The sequence below is a fragment of the Paenibacillus kyungheensis genome, from assembly GCF_028606985.1.
In the GTDB taxonomy this organism is placed as follows: domain Bacteria; phylum Bacillota; class Bacilli; order Paenibacillales; family Paenibacillaceae; genus Saccharibacillus; species Saccharibacillus kyungheensis.
This window is the reverse complement of sequence record NZ_CP117416.1, coordinates 2,266,437-2,285,172: the sequence shown is the minus strand read 5'-3', so window position 1 is coordinate 2,285,172 and position 18,736 is coordinate 2,266,437. Positions and strand designations below refer to the sequence as shown.

The 18,736-nt window shown below is 38.5% G+C and carries 15 protein-coding genes; 3 read left to right on the top strand and 12 right to left on the bottom strand.

Annotation, left to right across the window (positions count from 1 at the left end):
- Positions 1 to 68: 68 nt before the first annotated feature.
- The 6 genes from PQ456_RS10095 to PQ456_RS10070 form a co-directional block, all read right to left on the bottom strand.
- A complete protein-coding gene (locus PQ456_RS10095; RefSeq protein WP_273616000.1) occupies positions 69 to 605 on the bottom strand; it encodes a GNAT family N-acetyltransferase in 537 nt (178 codons plus the stop codon).
- Between the two features lie 18 nt (positions 606 to 623).
- Positions 624 to 1,124, bottom strand: a complete 501-nt coding sequence (locus PQ456_RS10090; protein WP_273615999.1) for a GNAT family N-acetyltransferase — start codon at positions 1,122 to 1,124, stop codon at positions 624 to 626.
- A 30-nt stretch (positions 1,125 to 1,154) separates the two neighbouring features.
- Positions 1,155 to 1,706 (bottom strand): GNAT family N-acetyltransferase, encoded by a 552-nt coding sequence (locus tag PQ456_RS10085; RefSeq protein WP_273615998.1) that lies wholly within the window; start codon positions 1,704 to 1,706, stop codon positions 1,155 to 1,157.
- Between the two features lie 162 nt (positions 1,707 to 1,868).
- Complete coding sequence (locus tag PQ456_RS10080; protein ID WP_273615997.1) at positions 1,869 to 2,369, bottom strand: CBS domain-containing protein; 501 nt, start codon at positions 2,367 to 2,369, stop codon at positions 1,869 to 1,871.
- A 112-nt stretch (positions 2,370 to 2,481) separates the two neighbouring features.
- A complete protein-coding gene (locus tag PQ456_RS10075) occupies positions 2,482 to 3,711 on the bottom strand; it encodes a glycoside hydrolase family 43 protein (protein WP_273615996.1) in 1,230 nt (409 codons plus the stop codon).
- Positions 3,712 to 3,925: 214 nt separating this feature from the next.
- Positions 3,926 to 4,600, bottom strand: coding sequence for a phospholipase D-like domain-containing protein (locus PQ456_RS10070; RefSeq protein ID WP_273615995.1), 675 nt, complete (start codon positions 4,598 to 4,600; stop codon positions 3,926 to 3,928).
- A 266-nt stretch (positions 4,601 to 4,866) separates the two neighbouring features.
- Here PQ456_RS10070 and PQ456_RS10065 point away from each other — a divergent pair, with 266 nt between their 5' ends.
- Positions 4,867 to 5,703 carry a sugar phosphate isomerase/epimerase family protein gene (locus PQ456_RS10065; protein WP_273615994.1) on the top strand — a complete coding sequence of 279 codons (837 nt, stop codon included), beginning with the start codon at positions 4,867 to 4,869 and terminating at the stop codon, positions 5,701 to 5,703.
- A gap of 173 nt (positions 5,704 to 5,876) precedes the next feature.
- Here the strand turns inward: PQ456_RS10065 and PQ456_RS10060 are convergent, their stop codons facing one another.
- From PQ456_RS10060 to PQ456_RS10050, 3 genes are all read right to left on the bottom strand, one after another.
- Entirely contained in the window at positions 5,877 to 7,643 is a 1,767-nt protein-coding gene (locus PQ456_RS10060; protein ID WP_273615993.1) for a glycoside hydrolase family 43 protein, read from the bottom strand.
- Positions 7,644 to 7,804: 161 nt separating this feature from the next.
- On the bottom strand, positions 7,805 to 8,629 hold the full coding sequence (locus tag PQ456_RS10055) for a hypothetical protein (RefSeq protein ID WP_337957879.1): 825 nt from the start codon (positions 8,627 to 8,629) through the stop codon (positions 7,805 to 7,807).
- A gap of 521 nt (positions 8,630 to 9,150) precedes the next feature.
- Entirely contained in the window at positions 9,151 to 9,573 is a 423-nt protein-coding gene (locus tag PQ456_RS10050; protein WP_204824337.1) for a chemotaxis protein CheW, read from the bottom strand.
- Between the two features lie 342 nt (positions 9,574 to 9,915).
- Between PQ456_RS10050 and PQ456_RS10045 the strand changes: the two genes are divergently transcribed.
- Together PQ456_RS10045 and PQ456_RS10040 are read left to right on the top strand one after the other, a co-directional pair.
- Complete coding sequence (locus PQ456_RS10045) at positions 9,916 to 10,890, top strand: glycoside hydrolase family 43 protein (RefSeq protein WP_273615991.1); 975 nt, start codon at positions 9,916 to 9,918, stop codon at positions 10,888 to 10,890.
- A 99-nt stretch (positions 10,891 to 10,989) separates the two neighbouring features.
- On the top strand, positions 10,990 to 12,291 hold the full coding sequence (locus PQ456_RS10040; protein WP_273615990.1) for an MFS transporter: 1,302 nt from the start codon (positions 10,990 to 10,992) through the stop codon (positions 12,289 to 12,291).
- A 586-nt stretch (positions 12,292 to 12,877) separates the two neighbouring features.
- Here the strand turns inward: PQ456_RS10040 and PQ456_RS10035 are convergent.
- The 3 genes from PQ456_RS10035 to PQ456_RS10025 all read right to left on the bottom strand — a co-directional run bounded on the left by PQ456_RS10035 (position 12,878) and on the right by PQ456_RS10025 (position 18,644).
- Positions 12,878 to 14,806 carry a beta-glucoside-specific PTS transporter subunit IIABC gene (locus tag PQ456_RS10035; RefSeq protein ID WP_273615989.1) on the bottom strand — a complete coding sequence of 643 codons (1,929 nt, stop codon included), beginning with the start codon at positions 14,804 to 14,806 and terminating at the stop codon, positions 12,878 to 12,880.
- A gap of 208 nt (positions 14,807 to 15,014) precedes the next feature.
- Complete coding sequence (gene licT / locus PQ456_RS10030; RefSeq protein ID WP_273615988.1) at positions 15,015 to 15,869, bottom strand: BglG family transcription antiterminator LicT; 855 nt, start codon at positions 15,867 to 15,869, stop codon at positions 15,015 to 15,017.
- Positions 15,870 to 16,073: 204 nt separating this feature from the next.
- On the bottom strand, positions 16,074 to 18,644 hold the full coding sequence (locus PQ456_RS10025) for a glycoside hydrolase family 3 N-terminal domain-containing protein (RefSeq protein ID WP_273615987.1): 2,571 nt from the start codon (positions 18,642 to 18,644) through the stop codon (positions 16,074 to 16,076).
- Between the last annotated feature and the right edge of the window lie 92 nt (positions 18,645 to 18,736).

The following is an 18,736-nucleotide window of genomic DNA, read 5'->3' as shown; positions in this document are numbered from 1 at the left end:
CAGGTACTTTCATTATCACTATACTATTCAAATGTAATTAATGCTTTTATTGTTCTTTCCCACTATAATCAACCGATAATTTTCTGGTAACTTGCAATATCGAGACGACGACCGAATTTATAACCGACTTCACGAAAATGTGCACATTTCTCATAACCATAACGTTCAAATAAAGCGATGCTGTTTACATTTTCGGTACAAACTGTCGCAATCAGTACATGAAATCCACTGTCGATACCGGCTTGTTCGAGAAAAGAAAGAGATTTGCCACCTAATCCTCGTCCTGTCTGTCCGGGCTTGAGATATACAGTAACTTCTGCGGTCACATCATATGCTTGCTTATTTTTGTGTTGAGTCATCAGTATGTATCCAGCAATACCGGAGCTAGATAAAGAAGACGCCGATTCGGTATCTGAAGACGATTCATCTATAATCACATATGATTTGTAATGAGCAGGTACATTCATAATCTGTGCGCGCATCTGTTCTAGTGATAACGTCTCTGTGTGAAAAGAGACTGTTGTATGTTCTACATAATGATTATAAATCGACAGCACTTCAGGCAAATGCTGTTCTTCGATCGGTTCAAATCGAACGACACTCATATTAACGTACGCCTCCATTTACAAAAAATAATGCATTATTCGTTGAGAGCCTGCTAATCCTATAGGACGATGACCCAAATCTTTAAAACCTGCAACCGTATAAGTATGTTGCGCAGCGAGATTACGTTCATTGACTGCTAGTAATAACTCATGGATAAATGGAAAATGGTATCTAACCCATGCTGGTAATAACTCCATCGCTTGTCTGGCATACCCTTTACCTTGATATCGAGAATCGATCAATAGTGCTCGAATCAGCATCACTTCTGCAAGTGGAGTATCTGTATAATCATCGTAATCCAAAATGCCCTGTCCTGTATGCAACACAAAAAAACCAACCACTTTACGTTCAGCCATAATCACTATCGGATAACGCTGAGGATCAGTCAGCGCTTCTTCTAATGAATCGACAGGTAAAGCTGTAAATTGAAGTTGTTCTTCTGGCAAATGAAATTGAGTCAGGTCTGCAAGATATTCAGGACGATATAATGTTAATTCTACTGTAGTAGAAATAGTCATAGAACAAACTCCTTTGATCAGGTAAGCGTATTAATCAGCAACAATAGCATAGATTTTGGCATCGTGAAATCTACCTTTGACATATAAGTTTTTGCGCATTAAGCCTTCATACTTCATACCAACCTTCTCCATCACACGAGCAGAATTGATATTATCAGGCATACAACGTGCTTCAATGCGTACCAACTTCATCTGATTCCAGCCAAAGTCAAGAATGGCTTCCATCGCTTCCGAAGTGTACCCGCGATTCCAAAATTCTCTGGAAAGCGCATACCCTACTTCTGCTTTGAAATGCTTGGTGTTCCAATTAATAAATCCCATTGTCCCGATTAAGCGACCGGATTCTTTATGTTCAATACCCCATTGAGAAACAGCACCTTCTGCATATTTCCCTAGCAAAAATGAAATAAATTGTTTCGTTTCTTCTATCGATTGATGAGCGTGCCATGTGACATAGCGAGTGACTTCTGGATCGGAAGCATAAGCATACATGTCTTCTACATCATCCATCGTAATCGGACGCAAAATCATTCTTTCCGTTTCCAATACAGGCAGTTCTCCAAAAATATCTTCAATTTTCATATGTATCTGCTCCTTTGATTGAAATAGGTTATATGTATTTTACCATATATGTGCTTCAAGCGTGATTACCAAATCTTGAATAATAATATACAAAAAAACCGCCCTTTAGGACAGCTTTCATTAACATTATAATAAGAATGAAATAATAAGAACTGCTCTTTGTTAACTTCGATATCCGTGGCGTAGATCAGTCGCTGTAATAATACCTAATACACGTTCTTGCTCCGTAACAATAATACTATCATTGCGGAAATATTCAGCACGTTGTTCTGCTTGCTGTTGCACATCACTTACAGTAGCTCTCACATCCACGATAAGAGGTTTTTGAGTCATTAATTTGACTACACGCTGCATATAGAATCCGTCCATTCCTGCACGTCCATTAACTCGAAAGAAAAAACGACCGCACATCACCAACCCTACCGGACGATGTAGCTTATCGCATACAACAATACTTTCAGCTTCTGGATAACTGAACATAACTTTCAATGTCTGTTCACATGTCTGCTTGGTTGTAACATGAGGAGCACTACGAAGAAGATCGGTCAGGGTCAATGTCTCTTCAGGTTCATGAGGCGGTTCAGGCATAGTAACTGTCTGCATAGGAGTGACTTCATATTTCTTAACTTGTCTCAGTAAGGGCTTCAGCATCTGACTAATCATGATTGATCGCCTTCTTTCTGTAATAAGAGCTTATGTTTATCCTACTCTTCTAAGATTAAAGGCGATAACGAATCATGTGAAATAGATGTAAATCATAGCTAACTATACACCGTTATTTATCGTTTAATGTCCACTGATCACGCCAGTTGAGTACGATAGATCCATCATCAGCAATCTCTATCGGTAACCAGATATAACGTGAGTCTTTGAGATTATCTTTTTTCCAGCGATCTCCCATATAAATAAATGTACTGGGTGCTCCTTCTACCGGAAGAATGTGTGTACTTTGAGAATCAAATGTAGTCTGACTCGCAGGTGCAAAATTTTTCAAAGGTGCCCATGGGCCAAAAATATGATCTGCTACTGTATACTTAGCCACATTCGGGTCCCATCCTGTTGCTCCTGATGTCACCATATAATATTTGCCATTATGCTTGAACATAGCAGGTGCTTCACGTTGTGCTCCCGGAAATACACGTACATAGTCTTCACCATATACAGCTTGATACTCTTGATCACGCTCTACGTTGCCTTCTTTATGCCAGCCGGTGATATCAGTATAGGAATCATTTAATTTGGAAATATATATCGTCAAATTCTCTTCACTGGAATAGACGAGATATGCTGTTCCATCATCATCTTTAAAAAGAGTCATATCTCTTGCCATACCGGGTTGATCCGGTTGTCCGTTATATTCTGCATCTTTGGGAGCTCGATCCATACGATGCCCTTCTCCATAGACAAAAGGCCCTGTAGGTGAATCAGATAATGCATACCCCGCTTGAGCTTTGGCATAGTTCGCTGTCGATGTAGCACTTGGCCCGTCAGTATGCATCCACATTACATATTTACCAGTTTTCTCATTATAAATTACTTTAGGGCGTTCTATAATTCGGTTTGTTCCAATATCGTTAAGTATGTTAGCAGTATCTTTACGTCCAGCATATAGCTTAGAAATCAATGGATCATTTGTAAAATCATCTTCCGATTCAATGGCTGTCAAAGCTAGCCCTTTATCCTCCCAATTGTAAAGGTCTTTGGAAGCATACACATGAACACCGCGAGCAGGTAAATATCCATTTGTTTTATCTTCTCCATACCAGTAGTAAGTCTGATCTTGCTGGTTATACAGTACGCCTCCACCATGTGCCTGAATAGGTACACCGCTGGTATCATTCCAGACTGCACCGGGCGTAAATGACGTATTGGCAGCTATATTCATTTCTGATGGAGTACTAGAAGTTGCCGCCGAGGACATCTGTACAGGCATGATGAGTGAAGACAATAATACTGACCCGCAGACAAGGGGTACCCATTTTTTCCTTGTAGACCATAGATTCATAACGTTACCTCCTTTTATTTTGTATACGCTTACAAAAATGAATAAAAATATACTCCCCACACAGGAAGTATATTTTCTTATTGTAGTAAAAACCATTTTTTAAGTCAAATATACAATAAAAGGAATATTAAAATTTTCAATAGTATGGTGATACTCACTATCATACATAGATCTATTTAAAATAAATTAACAATCAGTTCCCGATTGATAAATCTTACTTATCCGCTGTCCATATCTGATATCGTTTATCATCATTCCACATATTATTGAAAATGGTAACCCATTGCTCTGCTAGATTAGTATCATGGATAGCTACTAATACTTCATCATTTTCTTCGCTCGATTCATCTGTATAATTAAATGATCCTACTGTTGCTATTTTACGATCAGCAATTAGCATTTTTTCATGCATTTTGCCTTCAAATGTATTGATTTTGATCACTGCTCCTGCATCCACTAAGGCTTGTAACGCTTTGATCTGAGATTTTTTTTCTACTTTTGTTTTGTCTGTCAAAATATGCACTTGTACACCACGCTTTTGCGCTTCCACTAATGCTTGAATAATCGATTCACGTGACAAATTATAAATCGCTACATCCAACGTAGCTTGTGATTGATTGATCAGATTTATAATCAACTGATCGGGCTTCTGCCCTTCCGAAGTAAATACATAATCAATCGTTGTGCCTGCTTTTGCTTTGGCATCTGTAGAAGCCGATGGAGAAGATTCCATATTTGTAGAAGAGACATAACCGGAGTTCTCATGTATTGGAACAGAATAGACTTCAGGAGAGATCGTTTTTGACGTATTGGAACATGCGCTTACTATCCACATTGTACTCGTCAAAAGAATACCTATCAGACAGAATTTGCGACGTAATATAGTCATAATTTGCAAAATCCTTTCTTTGTAAAACAAATTCGTTCTATGCTCATCCCTATCATTGTATTTGTGAGCGTATTGTTATGATTGGCACCAAGGAGACTGCTTTTACTGCAATTTGCCAACAAATCAATACATTTTATTATAAACGAATGATCTTTGTAATCAAAATTGCACCAGAATATATCCTATAATCTGGATATCATACAGGAGTTCACTCTCTACAACACGAATAGTATAACCATCCTGTACAATTTGGAGATGATCATACAATGATTAAAGGAATAAGTCAGGCTGGATTAGGTTCTATTTCAACAGAGGAATTAGTACGTTCTGCTCGTAAGTATGGATTCGGCGCTGTAGATATCAATACAGATATACTGATTGCTGATCATGGTCTGGAAGGAACACGTCGATTGCTGGAAGATCACCATGTTATCGTAGGCTCTATCGGTCTACCTGTAGAGTGGCGTCAGACTGATGCTATTTTTCGTGAACAATTAACATCACTTGCTGTCACCGCTTATCATGCTTCTTTCCTTGGATGTAAATCTTGTTGTACATATATTTTACCTGCAACAGATGAATTGCCTGCTACCTACATGGCACAAAGTATTGTACGTCTGCGCCAGATTGCCTCGATCTTAGATGCTTACGGTATAAGACTGGGACTGGAATTTGTAGGCCCGCATCATTTGCGTACTGCGTGGAAGCATCCCTTTATTCATACGGTTGCAGATACACTGACAATGATTGATGGGATCGATCGTAGTAATGTTGGCTTGCTGGTCGATGCTTATCATTGCTATACCACTGAATTTACAGCAGATGATATTCGTCAATTACGCGCAGAGCAGATTGTCCATGTGCATATTAATGATGCCAAAGACGTACCACTTGATCAAGTTCTCGATAATGATCGATTATATCCTGCTGAAGGTGTGATTGATCTGCCTGCTTTTCTACAAGCTTTGCAAGATATCGGCTATACAGGCGTGGTCACGCAAGAAATTCTAACCCCAGAATCTCCATCAGATTCGACAAGTTTATTATGGGAGCGTTCCCAACGTGGATTTGATCATGTATTTCGCAATATCTCTACTCTTTGATTAGATATTGATTGTTAATGCTTCATACCAATAGCAGACGATGATATATACAAATAAGGTAGACCACAAATAAGCCATACGTCAGACTTCTTATGCTTATCCTAAGAAGTCTGATGTATGGCTATAATGAACGTGCAACAATCAAATTATAATACGTGCACTAATCTGTTATATTAACTCTGTTGCTCTATCACAAAAAGGCTATACTCCGCATATCCTATCGTACCTTGATCTTGATCTGTTGATTGGACTATTTCACTGACTTTGTTAAGATCAACTGCAAATATCCCTACTTTGGCACCAACCCAATGCCCTGGATGAACTGATGCTACATATGGAATATCTACAAAATTCGTACCGTCCAGACTATAGCTAAACTGAGATTGAGCAGCATGCAGAATCGAGACTGGAATCTGATCTTCCCTCGCATCACTGATCGGTGACAAATGATGGGCTGATTCATTTTCTAACCATACCGATACACGCATATAGATAGGATTAGGCATATAGGGTTGTGAAGAAATGGCTTCCAGATCATCAAGTATAGTATGCCACACTTCTTGTTCTACAGGATGCTCTAGCTCTTGTCCATCTTCATCTTGATGGGTATAACCTCGGATCAACGATAATCGATATTGTTGCTCTGCATTCTTCTCTATCGCTAAATACGTATATGTTCGTCCAAATAACATCATTCCGAATCGTTCGGTAACAGATTGAGGATAGACATGTAGACAAGTCGTTGCTGTAAAATCTGTCGAAGGTAGTTTTTGCAATAACAATTGAGGTGCTTCATACAATAACACTTGATCAGTCATATTTGCTAACTGAGAAGGAAATGAACAAGCATATAATCGTATTTCTTGATGTTCATAATCGGTAGCATACCAGTCTGCTTGAATATTAGCTTGCCATTGCCACTGTAATCCAAATGCCATAGTCGCTCTACTGATAAGTTGAATCTGTTCATCATACAATGAATAACGGGAACTCAAGGAATCTTCAGATGCTGTCGACGGAGGAACAACAGGCATACGCCATGTCTCCACCGGCTCGCCTGCTGTATCACCTTGTTGATATTGCCCGATAATCGGCCACCCATCGCTCCACTCCATCGGTTGAAGATGTGTAATCCGTCCATAAGCGTATTTATCTTGAAAATGTAAAAACCACGATTCTCCCGCTGTCGTTTCTACCCAGCTTCCTTGATGAGGGCCATTGATATGACTATTGCCTTGCTGAAGTACGATTCGATCTTCATAAGGCCCAAAAATATGCTCCGAACGCAACACGACTTGCCAACCATGACTGACACCGCCCGCAGGAGCAAATATGTAATATATGCCTTCCCGTTTGTACCATTTAGGCCCTTCCATAACTGGATGCACTAATCCGCCATCATAAATGATCTGCCCTTCCCCTTGAAGTTCACGACCATCTGCACTCATACGGAATGCTTGTAACTTACTCCGAATCCCTGTACGACTATGAGCAAAAGCATGAACAAGATACGCTTGACCATCTTCATCCCAAAATGGACATGGATCGATCCACCCTTTTACTTTTTTCAATAAATGCGGTGCTGTCCATGGACCAGTTGGCTCTTTGGCAGAACACATAAATATCCCTTCATCTGGCGTGCTAAAAAATACCCAAAAGCGCCCATTGTGATAACGAAGACTTGGTGCCCATACGCCTTCTCCATGTCTGGGTAGATCATAATCAGAAGATCCTTCAAGAAATTGGAGCTCTGGCAAAATATAATGAAGCAATTTCCAATGCACCAGATCGGTAGAATGAAGTAACGGTAATCCCGGAACATGCGCAAAACTAGAAGCAACCATGTAAAAATCATCACCTACTGCTATAGCATCAGGATCAGAATAATCTTCATGAATAATAGGATTGTTGTAAAATGATTCATTGGGACGTAAGCTCATCTTTAACTTCCTCCTATAATCTATTTTGTTAACGTGTTCATTTCTCCTTCTATCATAACCTGATTCCGTATTGAATTAAAAGTATACGCTTACAATATAAGTTAAAAGATATATTTTTAATTACAAAATAAAGAAGCAGTTCATTGAACTACTTCTTGTCTTTATCCTTTTAAAGCCTTTTGCAAAGAATCTTTCATCACTTCTACAAAATTATTCCGCTTTTCTTCAGACAGCTCTAGCAAAGACAGATAAGGATTTAAGTCCTCTAATTCGACTAGCAAGAGTTCTCCTTGTTCATTTCGGCAGGCATCAATTCGCTGAATACCCCAATGGATATTATTCCATTCAATAAACCGTTTAGCAAAATGCAAGTCTTTATCAGTAGGTGTATATTCTTTTAATTCCCATCGCTTGTCTTTATCAGGTGCATAAAGCGCATATTGAAATTGTTTGTCAATAAAATAAAAAGAAACTTCATATTCAAAATGGATCAATGGCTGTATTAATGTATCTTTTGAATGAGCCTTCACTTCTTCAACCAGTTTATCTTTTTCAACAAACTTCAATCCAACCGAATCTGCTCCATCTTTAGGTTTTATAATGTACATATGCCCGTGAGGAAGTTCGTCCAAATGATCAATAGTATCAATAGTCGGTATAACAGGCAATTGAGCATCTGTTAATTGAATCAAATATTCTTTCCCGTTCATGTCCGCTTTTCCATCCAACGAATTATACGTATTTAAATGTTTAGCAATAACTCTTTTACGAAATGCTTCGTATTTGACTTTAAAATTAGCAACAGGACCTGCATTTCGAAAAACGATTAAATCTGTATGATCTTCAAATGCTTCAATATCTTCGGGATGACAAATAACCAGATGAAAAGTTTCTCTTAATTTTGAAGTTAAAAACAAATCTTCTTCATAATAGTTTCTTCCTTTGGCGGGATAATATAAATCAGTCACAAACAATATTGTATGTATGATCATCACACCTTCCTTGATATATTTTTGGGTATAGTGAACTTCTCACATATTTAGAATACAGCCATTTTAGTAGTTAATACCGGTTTCGTCAATTAAGGAACTTTGCGCTCGAAATAATGGTTTATAAATAAAAATATCTTTATTTTTCATCTTGATTGACTTCATTTACATGGTTATCATTCACCATACCGCAACTCATAGTACAGCTCAACAGACCGCTCAAGAAATAGAACAAACAGGTGGTACAGTTCTTGAAATCAAGGCTGATATTGTCAATGAATAACATCCGAGCAAGTGGCTAATCTTGTATTTTGCTTACTTTCTGATCAAGCATCTCATATTGTGCTACAGAAATGTATATAGAGGGTGCAGAATCATTACTTTCTTAATATAAAAAGATATCAAGCATATCCTTATGTACTATTTTAAGTACAAAAAAGCGCCCTGCAATAAGCATGTGGCGCTTTTTTTATTTGCTGTAGATGCAAAATATGATGTTCTTTTACCTAAGCATCTGTTTAGACGTACGCGTTACGTGTATAAGACAACAAAGATTCTACATTAACGATCGGAATAATTTTGCCATTCACTTCAAAAGCATTTGGTAAAATATCGCGACTATTTGCTTCTGGATTTTCTTTTAATTCGGATTCTTCTACAGTTGCTGTGTTGTCTAACTCATCTACCAATAAAGCAACACGAGTACGACGAAGCAAAATCATTTTGTCTGTTTCTTTAGGTTCTTCATAAGAAACAGCTAGTACTTTACGCAGATTAACCAACGGATATAATGCTCCACGAATTGTAATTAATCCTTCATGCCAATCTTCTGAAAATGGCAATGGTGTTCCTTTTTTAGCAGTTTGAATTTCATCAATTTCATTAAAGTTAATAGCGTAAGCTTGACCTGCTACATAAAATACGATCAATTCGATTTTCATTATGATTAGCTCCTCGAACAATATAATCTGACATTTGCCTATATATATACTTTATCGACCAAATGGTTCATATTCTTTACTACTTTCTTGATCTATCTACATGTACGTACATTTAGCACTGAAAAATAACGATTGCAGACAAGTATATGATCTAATTTGATCAATATTCTTGAAATATATTTAAATAAGTGCTACTATTTAGAAAATTAGTGTATGTATCAGTTTATTATTAATGTTTATATAAACTATAAATGTACGTACATATTTTTAATATTAAATTTGTAAGCGTTACCTGAAAAGAAATCAGGATAATGCTATACCTCACTTCAAGGAGACGATATCATGACCAACTTACCTGAATTCAAAAATCCGATTGTGGAGCAACGTGCTGATCCATGGATCTACAAACATACAGATGGATATTACTATTTCACTGCTTCTGTACCTGAATATGATCGACTAGACGTTAGACGTGCTCAGACGATTCAAGGATTGGCAGATGCTCCTGCGGTAACCGTATGGCGCAAACCAGATCAGGGACCTCTTAGCAACTTAATCTGGGCTCCAGAACTTCATTATATTAATGAGAAATGGTATATCTACTTTGCTGCTGCTGATGTACCTGAACCGGTGAATGGTACGTTTAATCACCGTATGTATGTGATTGAGACAGATGCGGCTAATCCTTTGGAAGGTCAATGGGTTGAAAAAGGACAAGTTGTTACAGCGTGGGAATCTTTTGCACTGGATGCAACCACTTTCCAACATCAAGGCAAATTGTATTATGTATGGGCACAACGCGATTATGATATTCCGGGCAATTCCAATCTATACATTTCGGAAATGGAAAATCCTTGGACACTTAAAGGAACATATACGATGTTGACCAAGCCAGAACTGGATTGGGAAGTGATTGGTTTCCTTGTAAATGAAGGGCCAGCTGTACTCAAACGTAACGGTAAAATCTTTATTACGTATTCTGCAAGCGCTACCGATGAGAACTATTGCATGGGTCTACTGACTGCTGACGAGAATAGCGATTTGTTAGATGCGAGCTCATGGCACAAATCACCACAACCTGTATTTACAAGTGCTGCTGAAAATGGACAATATGGCCCTGGTCATAATAGCTTTACCCGTACAGAAGATGATCAACATGATGTACTTGTCTATCATGGACGTAATTACACTGAAATTACAGGCGATCCGCTATATGATCCTAACCGTCATACACGCGCACAAGTGATTACATGGAATGAAGATGGTACACCGAATTTTGGTAAACCTGTTCCTGATGCAGGATTTGTTCGTTCATAAATAAAGGCTTTGTTTGATTTTAAATACAGATGTTCTTAAATACAGATTTTGTTCTTTTATAAAGAGAGACAACGATATGGATACGGAGATGAATGAATCATGAAGTTAAACAATATCAAATTACCAAAATGGAATTTTTGGAATTTCGGCGGATTGTTCTTTTTCTACTTTTTAATCTGGGCGGTTGTACTTGCGTTCTTACCGATCTGGTTAAAAGAAGAAGCAGGACTTGATGCTAGCCATACTGGACTTGTCTTTTCAGCGATTTCGTTAATTGCTTTATGTTATCAACCGTTTTTCGGAGTGATCTCGGATAAACTAGGATTCCGCAAAAATCTATTCTGGTTTGTTGTTATTGTTGCTTTATTTATGGGACCTTTCTTCACCTTTTTATTTATTCCACTTCTTCAATATAATATTTGGGTAGGCGCGATTATTGGCGGTATTTACCTGAGTGCTGTGTTCCAGGGTGGCGTTGGGGTTGTCGAAGCGTATATTGAGCGTGCAAGTCGTGCAAGCTCTATCGAATATGGTCGTGTACGTCTGTTCGGTTCGATAGCTGGTGCTACGGCAACATTAATCGGTGGAATGATGTATCTGTATAATCCAATTAGTATTTTCTGGTTCGCTTCTTGTTCTGCGGCTGTACTAGGGATTCTATTGCATACAGCCAAAGTTGATCCTTCTGCAAGTGCAGCAGGTGTACCTGCGGATTCCAACGAAGCTTCCAGTGAAATTACAAAAGAACGTGTATTTTCGATTTTCAAACTCAAAAACTTCTGGTTCTTGTCTCTACTGATTGTCGGTACAGCCAGTGTATACGATGTGTTCGATCAGCAGTTCCCGAACTATTACAATCAATTTTTTGCATCGCCTTCACTAGGTACACAGCGTTTTAGTGAACTGGTATCGTTACAGACAGCAATAGAAGCGATATTGATGATCTTTATGCCATTTATTATTAACAAAATTGGTGCTAAAAATGGACTTCTGTTATTCGGATTACTTACCTTTGTACGTATTTTTGGAACCGCTATCGCGACAGATACTGTCAGCTTATCATTGCTACGTCTGATCGCTGCTGTTGAAATGCCTTTGTTGTTAGTATCTATCTTCAAATACATTACAAGTGTGTTCGATATTCGTTTGTCTGCTACGATCTATTTGTTAGCGTTTAACTTTGCCAAACAAGCGGCAATCGTTGTCTTTTCCAGTATTGCAGGTAATATGTACACCAGTATTGGTTTTCAAAATACGTATTACTTCTTAAGTGCTATTGTATTATTAATTACGGTTATTTCGATCTTTGGACTATCGAATGATAAAAATAAACGTGAGCCTGTAGGAAGCGTTACACCGAAGCAAAACAAAGAACGAATGGTAGCTGTACCTAAAGTATAATGTAGCTTGATAGGCAGTATATGTAAGCGTTATTAGTAAGCGTCATCAGAACGATATAAGTTGTTGATTGTAGATATCATAATACAAAAAAGCCTTTCAGTCTTTTACGCTGAAAGGCTTTTGCTTTGTACATATATTTATTTGCCTATTCCTACAAAAAGGGTTGAATTTAAAATAGATTTTGGTACAATATGGATTGGTTATGTGAACAATGCTAAATGATTTCGATAACGATTTAAAGGAGTCTACTCGTGAACAATGTAGTGAAAGAACGTTGGTATGCTGTACTAGGTATTGCTATTGTATTTGGTGGTATTTTTGTAATTAAAGCATTCAGCGGAGATCTATAATTTGAACTTAACAATAACGGCATAATGCCAACAAGATGGTAAAGCAACAAAAAGAGCTTAAACGATGCCGGTGAGCAATCACCCACGACATTGTTCAAGCTCTTTTTGCTTCTATGCTAACTTCTATATAGTGTATTCGGTTTACTTGCTAATGATGGCTCCAAATTCACTATAAGTGCAGAATTGTTCTAACACTCTTCACTACTTATATCTGTTATCTATTACCTGATATAAGATTAGCTTAATTTATACAATAATTCACCAGAACGTGTATTGGACTGTGCAGACGATTGAAGATCGTTGTAATCATTAATATTGGTTACGATAACAGGTGTAATCGTCTCATAGCCTTCTTCTCGCACTGCTTTGAGATCGAACTCCATCAATAGATCGCCGATCTTCACAGCCTCTCCTGCTTTGGCATGTGGTGTAAAATGTTTGCCTTTTAATTTGACGGTATCAATTCCGATATGAATCAACATTTCGGTGCCTGTATCACTAACAAGCCCGATAGCATGCCCGCTTTTGGATACAGAGAACACTGTTCCATTTACAGGCGATACGATTCGTCCTTCTGTTGGTTCGATCGCTACGCCTTTACCCATAATCTCTTGCGAGAAAGCAGGATCATTTACAGCGCTTAGTGGCTTCACTTCGCCGGCAACCGGACTGAAAATATCAGCCGCGATAACTTGTTGTACAGCAGGTTGATGAATATCGATCACATTGGATGCTGCTACAGTATTTGATGTTACAGGAGTACTATTTACTTCATTTGCTGTACCTTGAGCAGGTTCAGCTTCTTCGGTGCTTTCTTTTACACCGATAAAGTAAGTGATTGCTGTCGCAGATACTAATGCTATCAGACCACCTAATAATGCATAGATCAATGTACTGATGGATGGACTAATAAATGCCGCTACACTTGGTAGACCTACTAAGCCTGTAATAACATATGATTTTACATGGAAGATACCCATAAATGCTCCACCGATAGCTCCACCGATAAGAGCAGCTATAAATGGCTTTTTGAATTTCATATTGATACCATACATCGCAGGTTCAGTAATACCCATAATCGCAGTTAAACCTGTAGAGAAACCGAGCGATTTGGTTTGAGCATTTTTGGAACGAAGTCCTACACCTAGTGCTCCACCTGCTTGTGCCCAGTTCGCTGCGAACATCAATGGAATAATAAAGTCATATCCTAATGCTGTAATTGAACCGATAACGATTGGAGTTAATGCGTAATGCATGCCTGTAATAATAAGCAATGACATCGTGCCGCCGATCAGAATACTTGCGACAATCGACATATTTTCAAATAACCATGCAATACCTCCAGACAACCCACTACCAATAATAGAACCTAACGGCCCAATAGCAATCAATGTGAGTGGAACCATAACCAGCAATGTAACTGTAGGTACGACTAGCAATTTGAGAGAAACATGCGTATAACGATCTACTGCTTTCTCAACATAAGAAGCGATCCAGATCGCAATAACGATCGGAATAACGGTAGAAGAATACGTTGCCGCAACTACAGGGATGCTGGCAAACGTTACACTTTGACCTGAAGACAATAACGCTGTGATCGTCGGGTGCATAATAGCTGCTCCTAAGGCTGCACCGATATACATATTACTGCCTAGCTTACGAGAAGCACTAATCGCTAAAATAATCGGTAAGAAGTAAAATGCTCCGTCTCCAATCGCCGATAAAATAATATATGTCGAACTGGTATTTGACATCCAACCTAATGCAACAAGGATCGCGACAATCCCTTTAATCATTCCTGCGCCTGTAATTGCTGGTAAGATCGGGGTAAACATTCCTGAAATAAAATCAAAAAGTGTACTGATCGGATTTTGTTTCTTTTTCGGCTTGGTTGAAGCTGTCTCTTCTAGCTGACCTGCTCCTGGAATCTTTTTCACTAATTCTTTGTATACGTTTGCTACTTCATTTCCGATAATAACTTGAAATTGTCCTCCATTTTTCATAACACCCATAACGCCTGGCGTTTTTTCCAATTGAGCTTTGTTAGCCAGATTATCGTCATTTAAGTTAAAACGAAGTCTTGTCATACAATGTGTCACTTGATCAATATTGCTTGTACCGCCTACCAAATCCAGTATGTCTTGCGATAGTTTCTCTTTATCCATGTTGTCTTTCTCCTTTTTATATAGGGCGACTAGAACGATTAAGATACAAAAAAACCTAAATGTCTATAAATGAGTCAGTCTATACTGACAGTACATACAATACGTGTACCGCATATTGCATGGTCATCTATCCACATTCAGGTTTTGCCTAATTAAAGTCACAATCCCATTCGTTGGTGTATTTATTTGTATCGGTCGGTTCAATGATCTACCCTTCTGATCTTTCTGCATGTTCTGCTTTGGTAATACGTTCGATATGAATTGTCAGATATAATAATTCATCTTTAGAAAGAGTACGCTGATGAATTTTGCTTGTATACGATTGAATCTTTTGTGCACAAGCGTAAGCATTAGGATATTGGACTTTGACCATATCATGTAGAGGATTGTCGCCAGAATCGCTGACCGTATCATGAAGTACACGCTGTGCAAAAAACTTCAGATGCGTCAAAAAGCGGAAATAACTTAGTGATTCTTCATCCATTTCAAATACATAATGTCTGGTCACTATGCGTAGCACGTCTTTGACAATATTAGTCATACTAATCGTCTCGCTCATCTCGCCGTTTAATTGCGAATTAACGAAATGCAGTGCAATAAATCCACCTTCATCTTCAGTCAGTTCCACACCTAATTTATCTTCAATCATTTGCAGAGCTTTCATTCCGATTATATATTCTTTGCGATATAACTTTTTGATCTCCCAAAGAATTGCGTTTCGAATCTCTATCCCTTGCCGATAACGTTCAATCGCAAAATGAATATGATCGGTTAATGAAATATAAATACTATCATGCAATTTGCTACCTAGTATCGTCTGCGCATATCGAATAATTTCATCTGAACAATCTACGTATTCGATGGGAATGTCTGATAATAATGTCATCAACTTTTGTGAGACTTCCCTATTTTCGAGCTTGAATACTTTTTCTACTTTTGTCTCATCCACCAGATCGCCGGGGTGCTTTTTAAAACCGATACCTCGCCCCATAACAACCATTTCCTGTTCAGCAGGATTGATGACAGTCACAACATTATTATTCAGAACTTGTGCTATTTTCATTCCCATCACCTTTTACTATCAAAATAGTCAAAAAGGCAAAACCAAAAATGACTTGGAACGTCAATTTCGGTTTTGCCTGAGTAAACAGTAACAATCCGTGTGTTTTTGGTTTTCTGTGAATCCATAGTAACATAGCCTTAAAACGTTAGCAATAGTTTTTTGTAAGCACTTACTTTGTGGTGATGTAAAAAGGAATTTTCAAGCTTACTTTTCGATCAATTCAAACTCTGCCATTTGTACTGCTTTGGCACTTGATCCGATATACACTTTAAATTCACCAGCATCCGCTACCCATTGCAAGCGTGAATTACAATATTTAAGCATTTCTTCGGTGATTTCAAACTGTACTTGAGCAGTCTCTCCTCCAGCTAAAGTCACTTTTTGGAACCCTTTTAGTTCTTTAACAGGTCGAACAGTACTTCCGTATAGATCCTGAATATACATCTGTACAATTTCTGTTCCTGATACTGAACTTGTATTAGTCACTTGAATAGTCGCTGTGATCGATTCAGAACGTTGCATCGCTTGACGATCTAATTCTATTGCTGAATATTCAAATTGGCTATAACTAAGCCCGTATCCGAAAGGATATAATGGATCATTTGGACCATCCAAATATTTAGAAATGTATTTCTCATGTTCATTTTCAGCTGTTACAGGTCTACCGGTATTAAAGTGGTTATAATAGATCGGTACTTGACCCAATTGCTTCGGAAAGCTCATCGTTAACTTCGCAGACGGATTATAATCACCGACTAATACATCAGCGATTGCATGTCCAGCTTGTGAACCCAAGAACCATGTTTCTACAATACTATCCATATGCTCTTCATACCAATCCAGTACTAGCGGTCGTCCGTTGGTGAGAACAAGCACAACAGCTTTACCGGATTGCTTCGCTAATTCCACGATAGCTTCAGCTAGTTTTTGCTGTGGTTCAGGAATCGTAATATTCATACGAGACGCGGCTTCACCAGACATATCGCTATTTTCACCCAATGCTAATAAAATAACGTCTGCATGTCCGGCTACTTCAAGTGCTTGCTCTACTCCACCTGCAATCGGTTCGTTCACTTTGGAACCTTCACTGTATAATAGACGATCTTCTTGGATGCCTTTGGCTTGTAATCCTTCTAATAAAGTAACGGTATCTGCTCCATATTTAGAAAACTGCCATGGCCCTAACAAATCTTTGCTATCACCAAAAGGTCCAATTACAGCAATACGTGCGCTAGATTCAGCAACATGTAACGGTAACGTTTGAGCTTCATTTTTGAGTAGTACAATCGATTTCTGTGCCAACTCACGACTCGCTTGAAGATGATTCTCGTTGAAGTGATATTCTACTTCTTTATCAGGACGCACATAGCGGAAAGGATCGTCCATAATACCGATCTGATATTTATATGTCAAAATTCGTCGTACCGCATCATCCAATTGTTGTTCTTGAATTTTACCGTCTGCTACAAGTTGGGGTAAAAATTGTTCATACGTCTGAGATACCATTTCGATATCCATCGTTGCATTTAAGGATAGACGTGCAGCTTCACTGCGATCTTTGGCAACACCATGTGTATAAATTTCTTCGACTGCACCATAATCAGAGATTAGAATACCATCGAACCCTAATTCATCACGTAGCAAATCTTTCAAAATAAATTCACTAGCTGCTATAGGAATCCCTTGATAGAAGTTAAAAGCATTCATCACAGATGCTGCTCCAGCTTCAAGTCCAGCCTGAAACGGAGGCAAATACAGATTACGCAACATCCATTCTGAAATATCAACGGTATTGTAATCACGACCGGATTCGGAAGCACCATAAGCAATAAAGTGTTTGAGACAAGCAATCAATGTTTCTTTATCAAATAAGCTTGCGCCTTGAAACCCTTCTACTTGTGCTCTAGCAATTAATGAACCTAGATAAGGATCTTCGCCTGAGCCTTCGACTACACGTCCCCAACGCGCATCACGTGCAATATCAACCATTGGTGCATGATTGTACGTAATTCCTGTAGCTGTAGCTTCTTTGGCTGCAATTGCACATGCTTCACGAATCGCTTCAATATCCCAACTGCAAGACCATGCAAGCGGTACAGGGAAAATTGTCTGAAAACCATGAATCACATCGGCGTTAAACATCAACGGAATACCCAAACGCGATTTCTCTACTGCTGTTTTTTGCAATTCAAACACACGGCTACTATTAAAAGCACCTAGAATGGAGCCTGTACGGCCTTGCTCTACAAGCACATCTGCCGATTCGGCTTCAATATCGCCACCAAAAGCAAAATCAGAAGCCATACACTGACTCATTTGCCCGATTTTCTCAGCAACGGTCATCTGTCCAAGCAATTGTTCTACTTGAGCTTGAATATCTTCTGCTGTGCGTTCGACAACATTATTTTTATGGTAAGGAGCAACGACGTTGATCAATTCTTCACTCAACGACTGTCCTCTACCTCTTGTACCATCTAACTTCATCACACCTGTAAAAGGCAAAGAGATAAAGCCTGTAAAGCAATCTTCTTCAAAAACCATTTCAATCGTAGCTTCGCCTTCACCATGTGGTAAAACGACTACACTTCCTGTTGCTTTTAGCGTATTGCCTTCTACATGTATATGCTTGATATCCAAAGCAAGTGGTAATGGCTCCATCTGTACCGTTAAAGAATAATCCTGTGGTGTTGGCTTAGGAGACTCTTGCTGAACCTCAAATAAAAATTTCCATTTGGATGATTGTAATTGTGATGTACTGTTCCATATTCCTATCATTCGTATGCCCTCGTTTCCCAATGCTATTCTCTATTTGTGTTGTATCGCGATCTTATCTTTACTTTATAGGGATCGCTTTTGTCTACTGCTTT

Coding starts and splice junctions, on each gene's coding strand:
- PQ456_RS10095 (WP_273616000.1), bottom strand. CDS start 605: ATGAGTGTCGTTCGATTTGAACCGATCGAAGAACAGCATTTGCCTGAA.
- PQ456_RS10090 (WP_273615999.1), bottom strand. CDS start 1,124: ATGACTATTTCTACTACAGTAGAATTAACATTATATCGTCCTGAATAT.
- PQ456_RS10085 (WP_273615998.1), bottom strand. CDS start 1,706: ATGAAAATTGAAGATATTTTTGGAGAACTGCCTGTATTGGAAACGGAA.
- PQ456_RS10080 (WP_273615997.1), bottom strand. CDS start 2,369: ATGATTAGTCAGATGCTGAAGCCCTTACTGAGACAAGTTAAGAAATAT.
- PQ456_RS10075 (WP_273615996.1), bottom strand. CDS start 3,711: ATGAATCTATGGTCTACAAGGAAAAAATGGGTACCCCTTGTCTGCGGG.
- PQ456_RS10070 (WP_273615995.1), bottom strand. CDS start 4,600: ATGACTATATTACGTCGCAAATTCTGTCTGATAGGTATTCTTTTGACG.
- PQ456_RS10065 (WP_273615994.1), top strand. CDS start 4,867: ATGATTAAAGGAATAAGTCAGGCTGGATTAGGTTCTATTTCAACAGAG.
- PQ456_RS10060 (WP_273615993.1), bottom strand. CDS start 7,643: ATGAGCTTACGTCCCAATGAATCATTTTACAACAATCCTATTATTCAT.
- PQ456_RS10050 (WP_204824337.1), bottom strand. CDS start 9,573: ATGAAAATCGAATTGATCGTATTTTATGTAGCAGGTCAAGCTTACGCT.
- PQ456_RS10045 (WP_273615991.1), top strand. CDS start 9,916: ATGACCAACTTACCTGAATTCAAAAATCCGATTGTGGAGCAACGTGCT.
- PQ456_RS10040 (WP_273615990.1), top strand. CDS start 10,990: ATGAAGTTAAACAATATCAAATTACCAAAATGGAATTTTTGGAATTTC.
- PQ456_RS10035 (WP_273615989.1), bottom strand. CDS start 14,806: ATGGATAAAGAGAAACTATCGCAAGACATACTGGATTTGGTAGGCGGT.
- licT (WP_273615988.1), bottom strand. CDS start 15,869: ATGAAAATAGCACAAGTTCTGAATAATAATGTTGTGACTGTCATCAAT.
- PQ456_RS10025 (WP_273615987.1), bottom strand. CDS start 18,644: ATGATAGGAATATGGAACAGTACATCACAATTACAATCATCCAAATGG.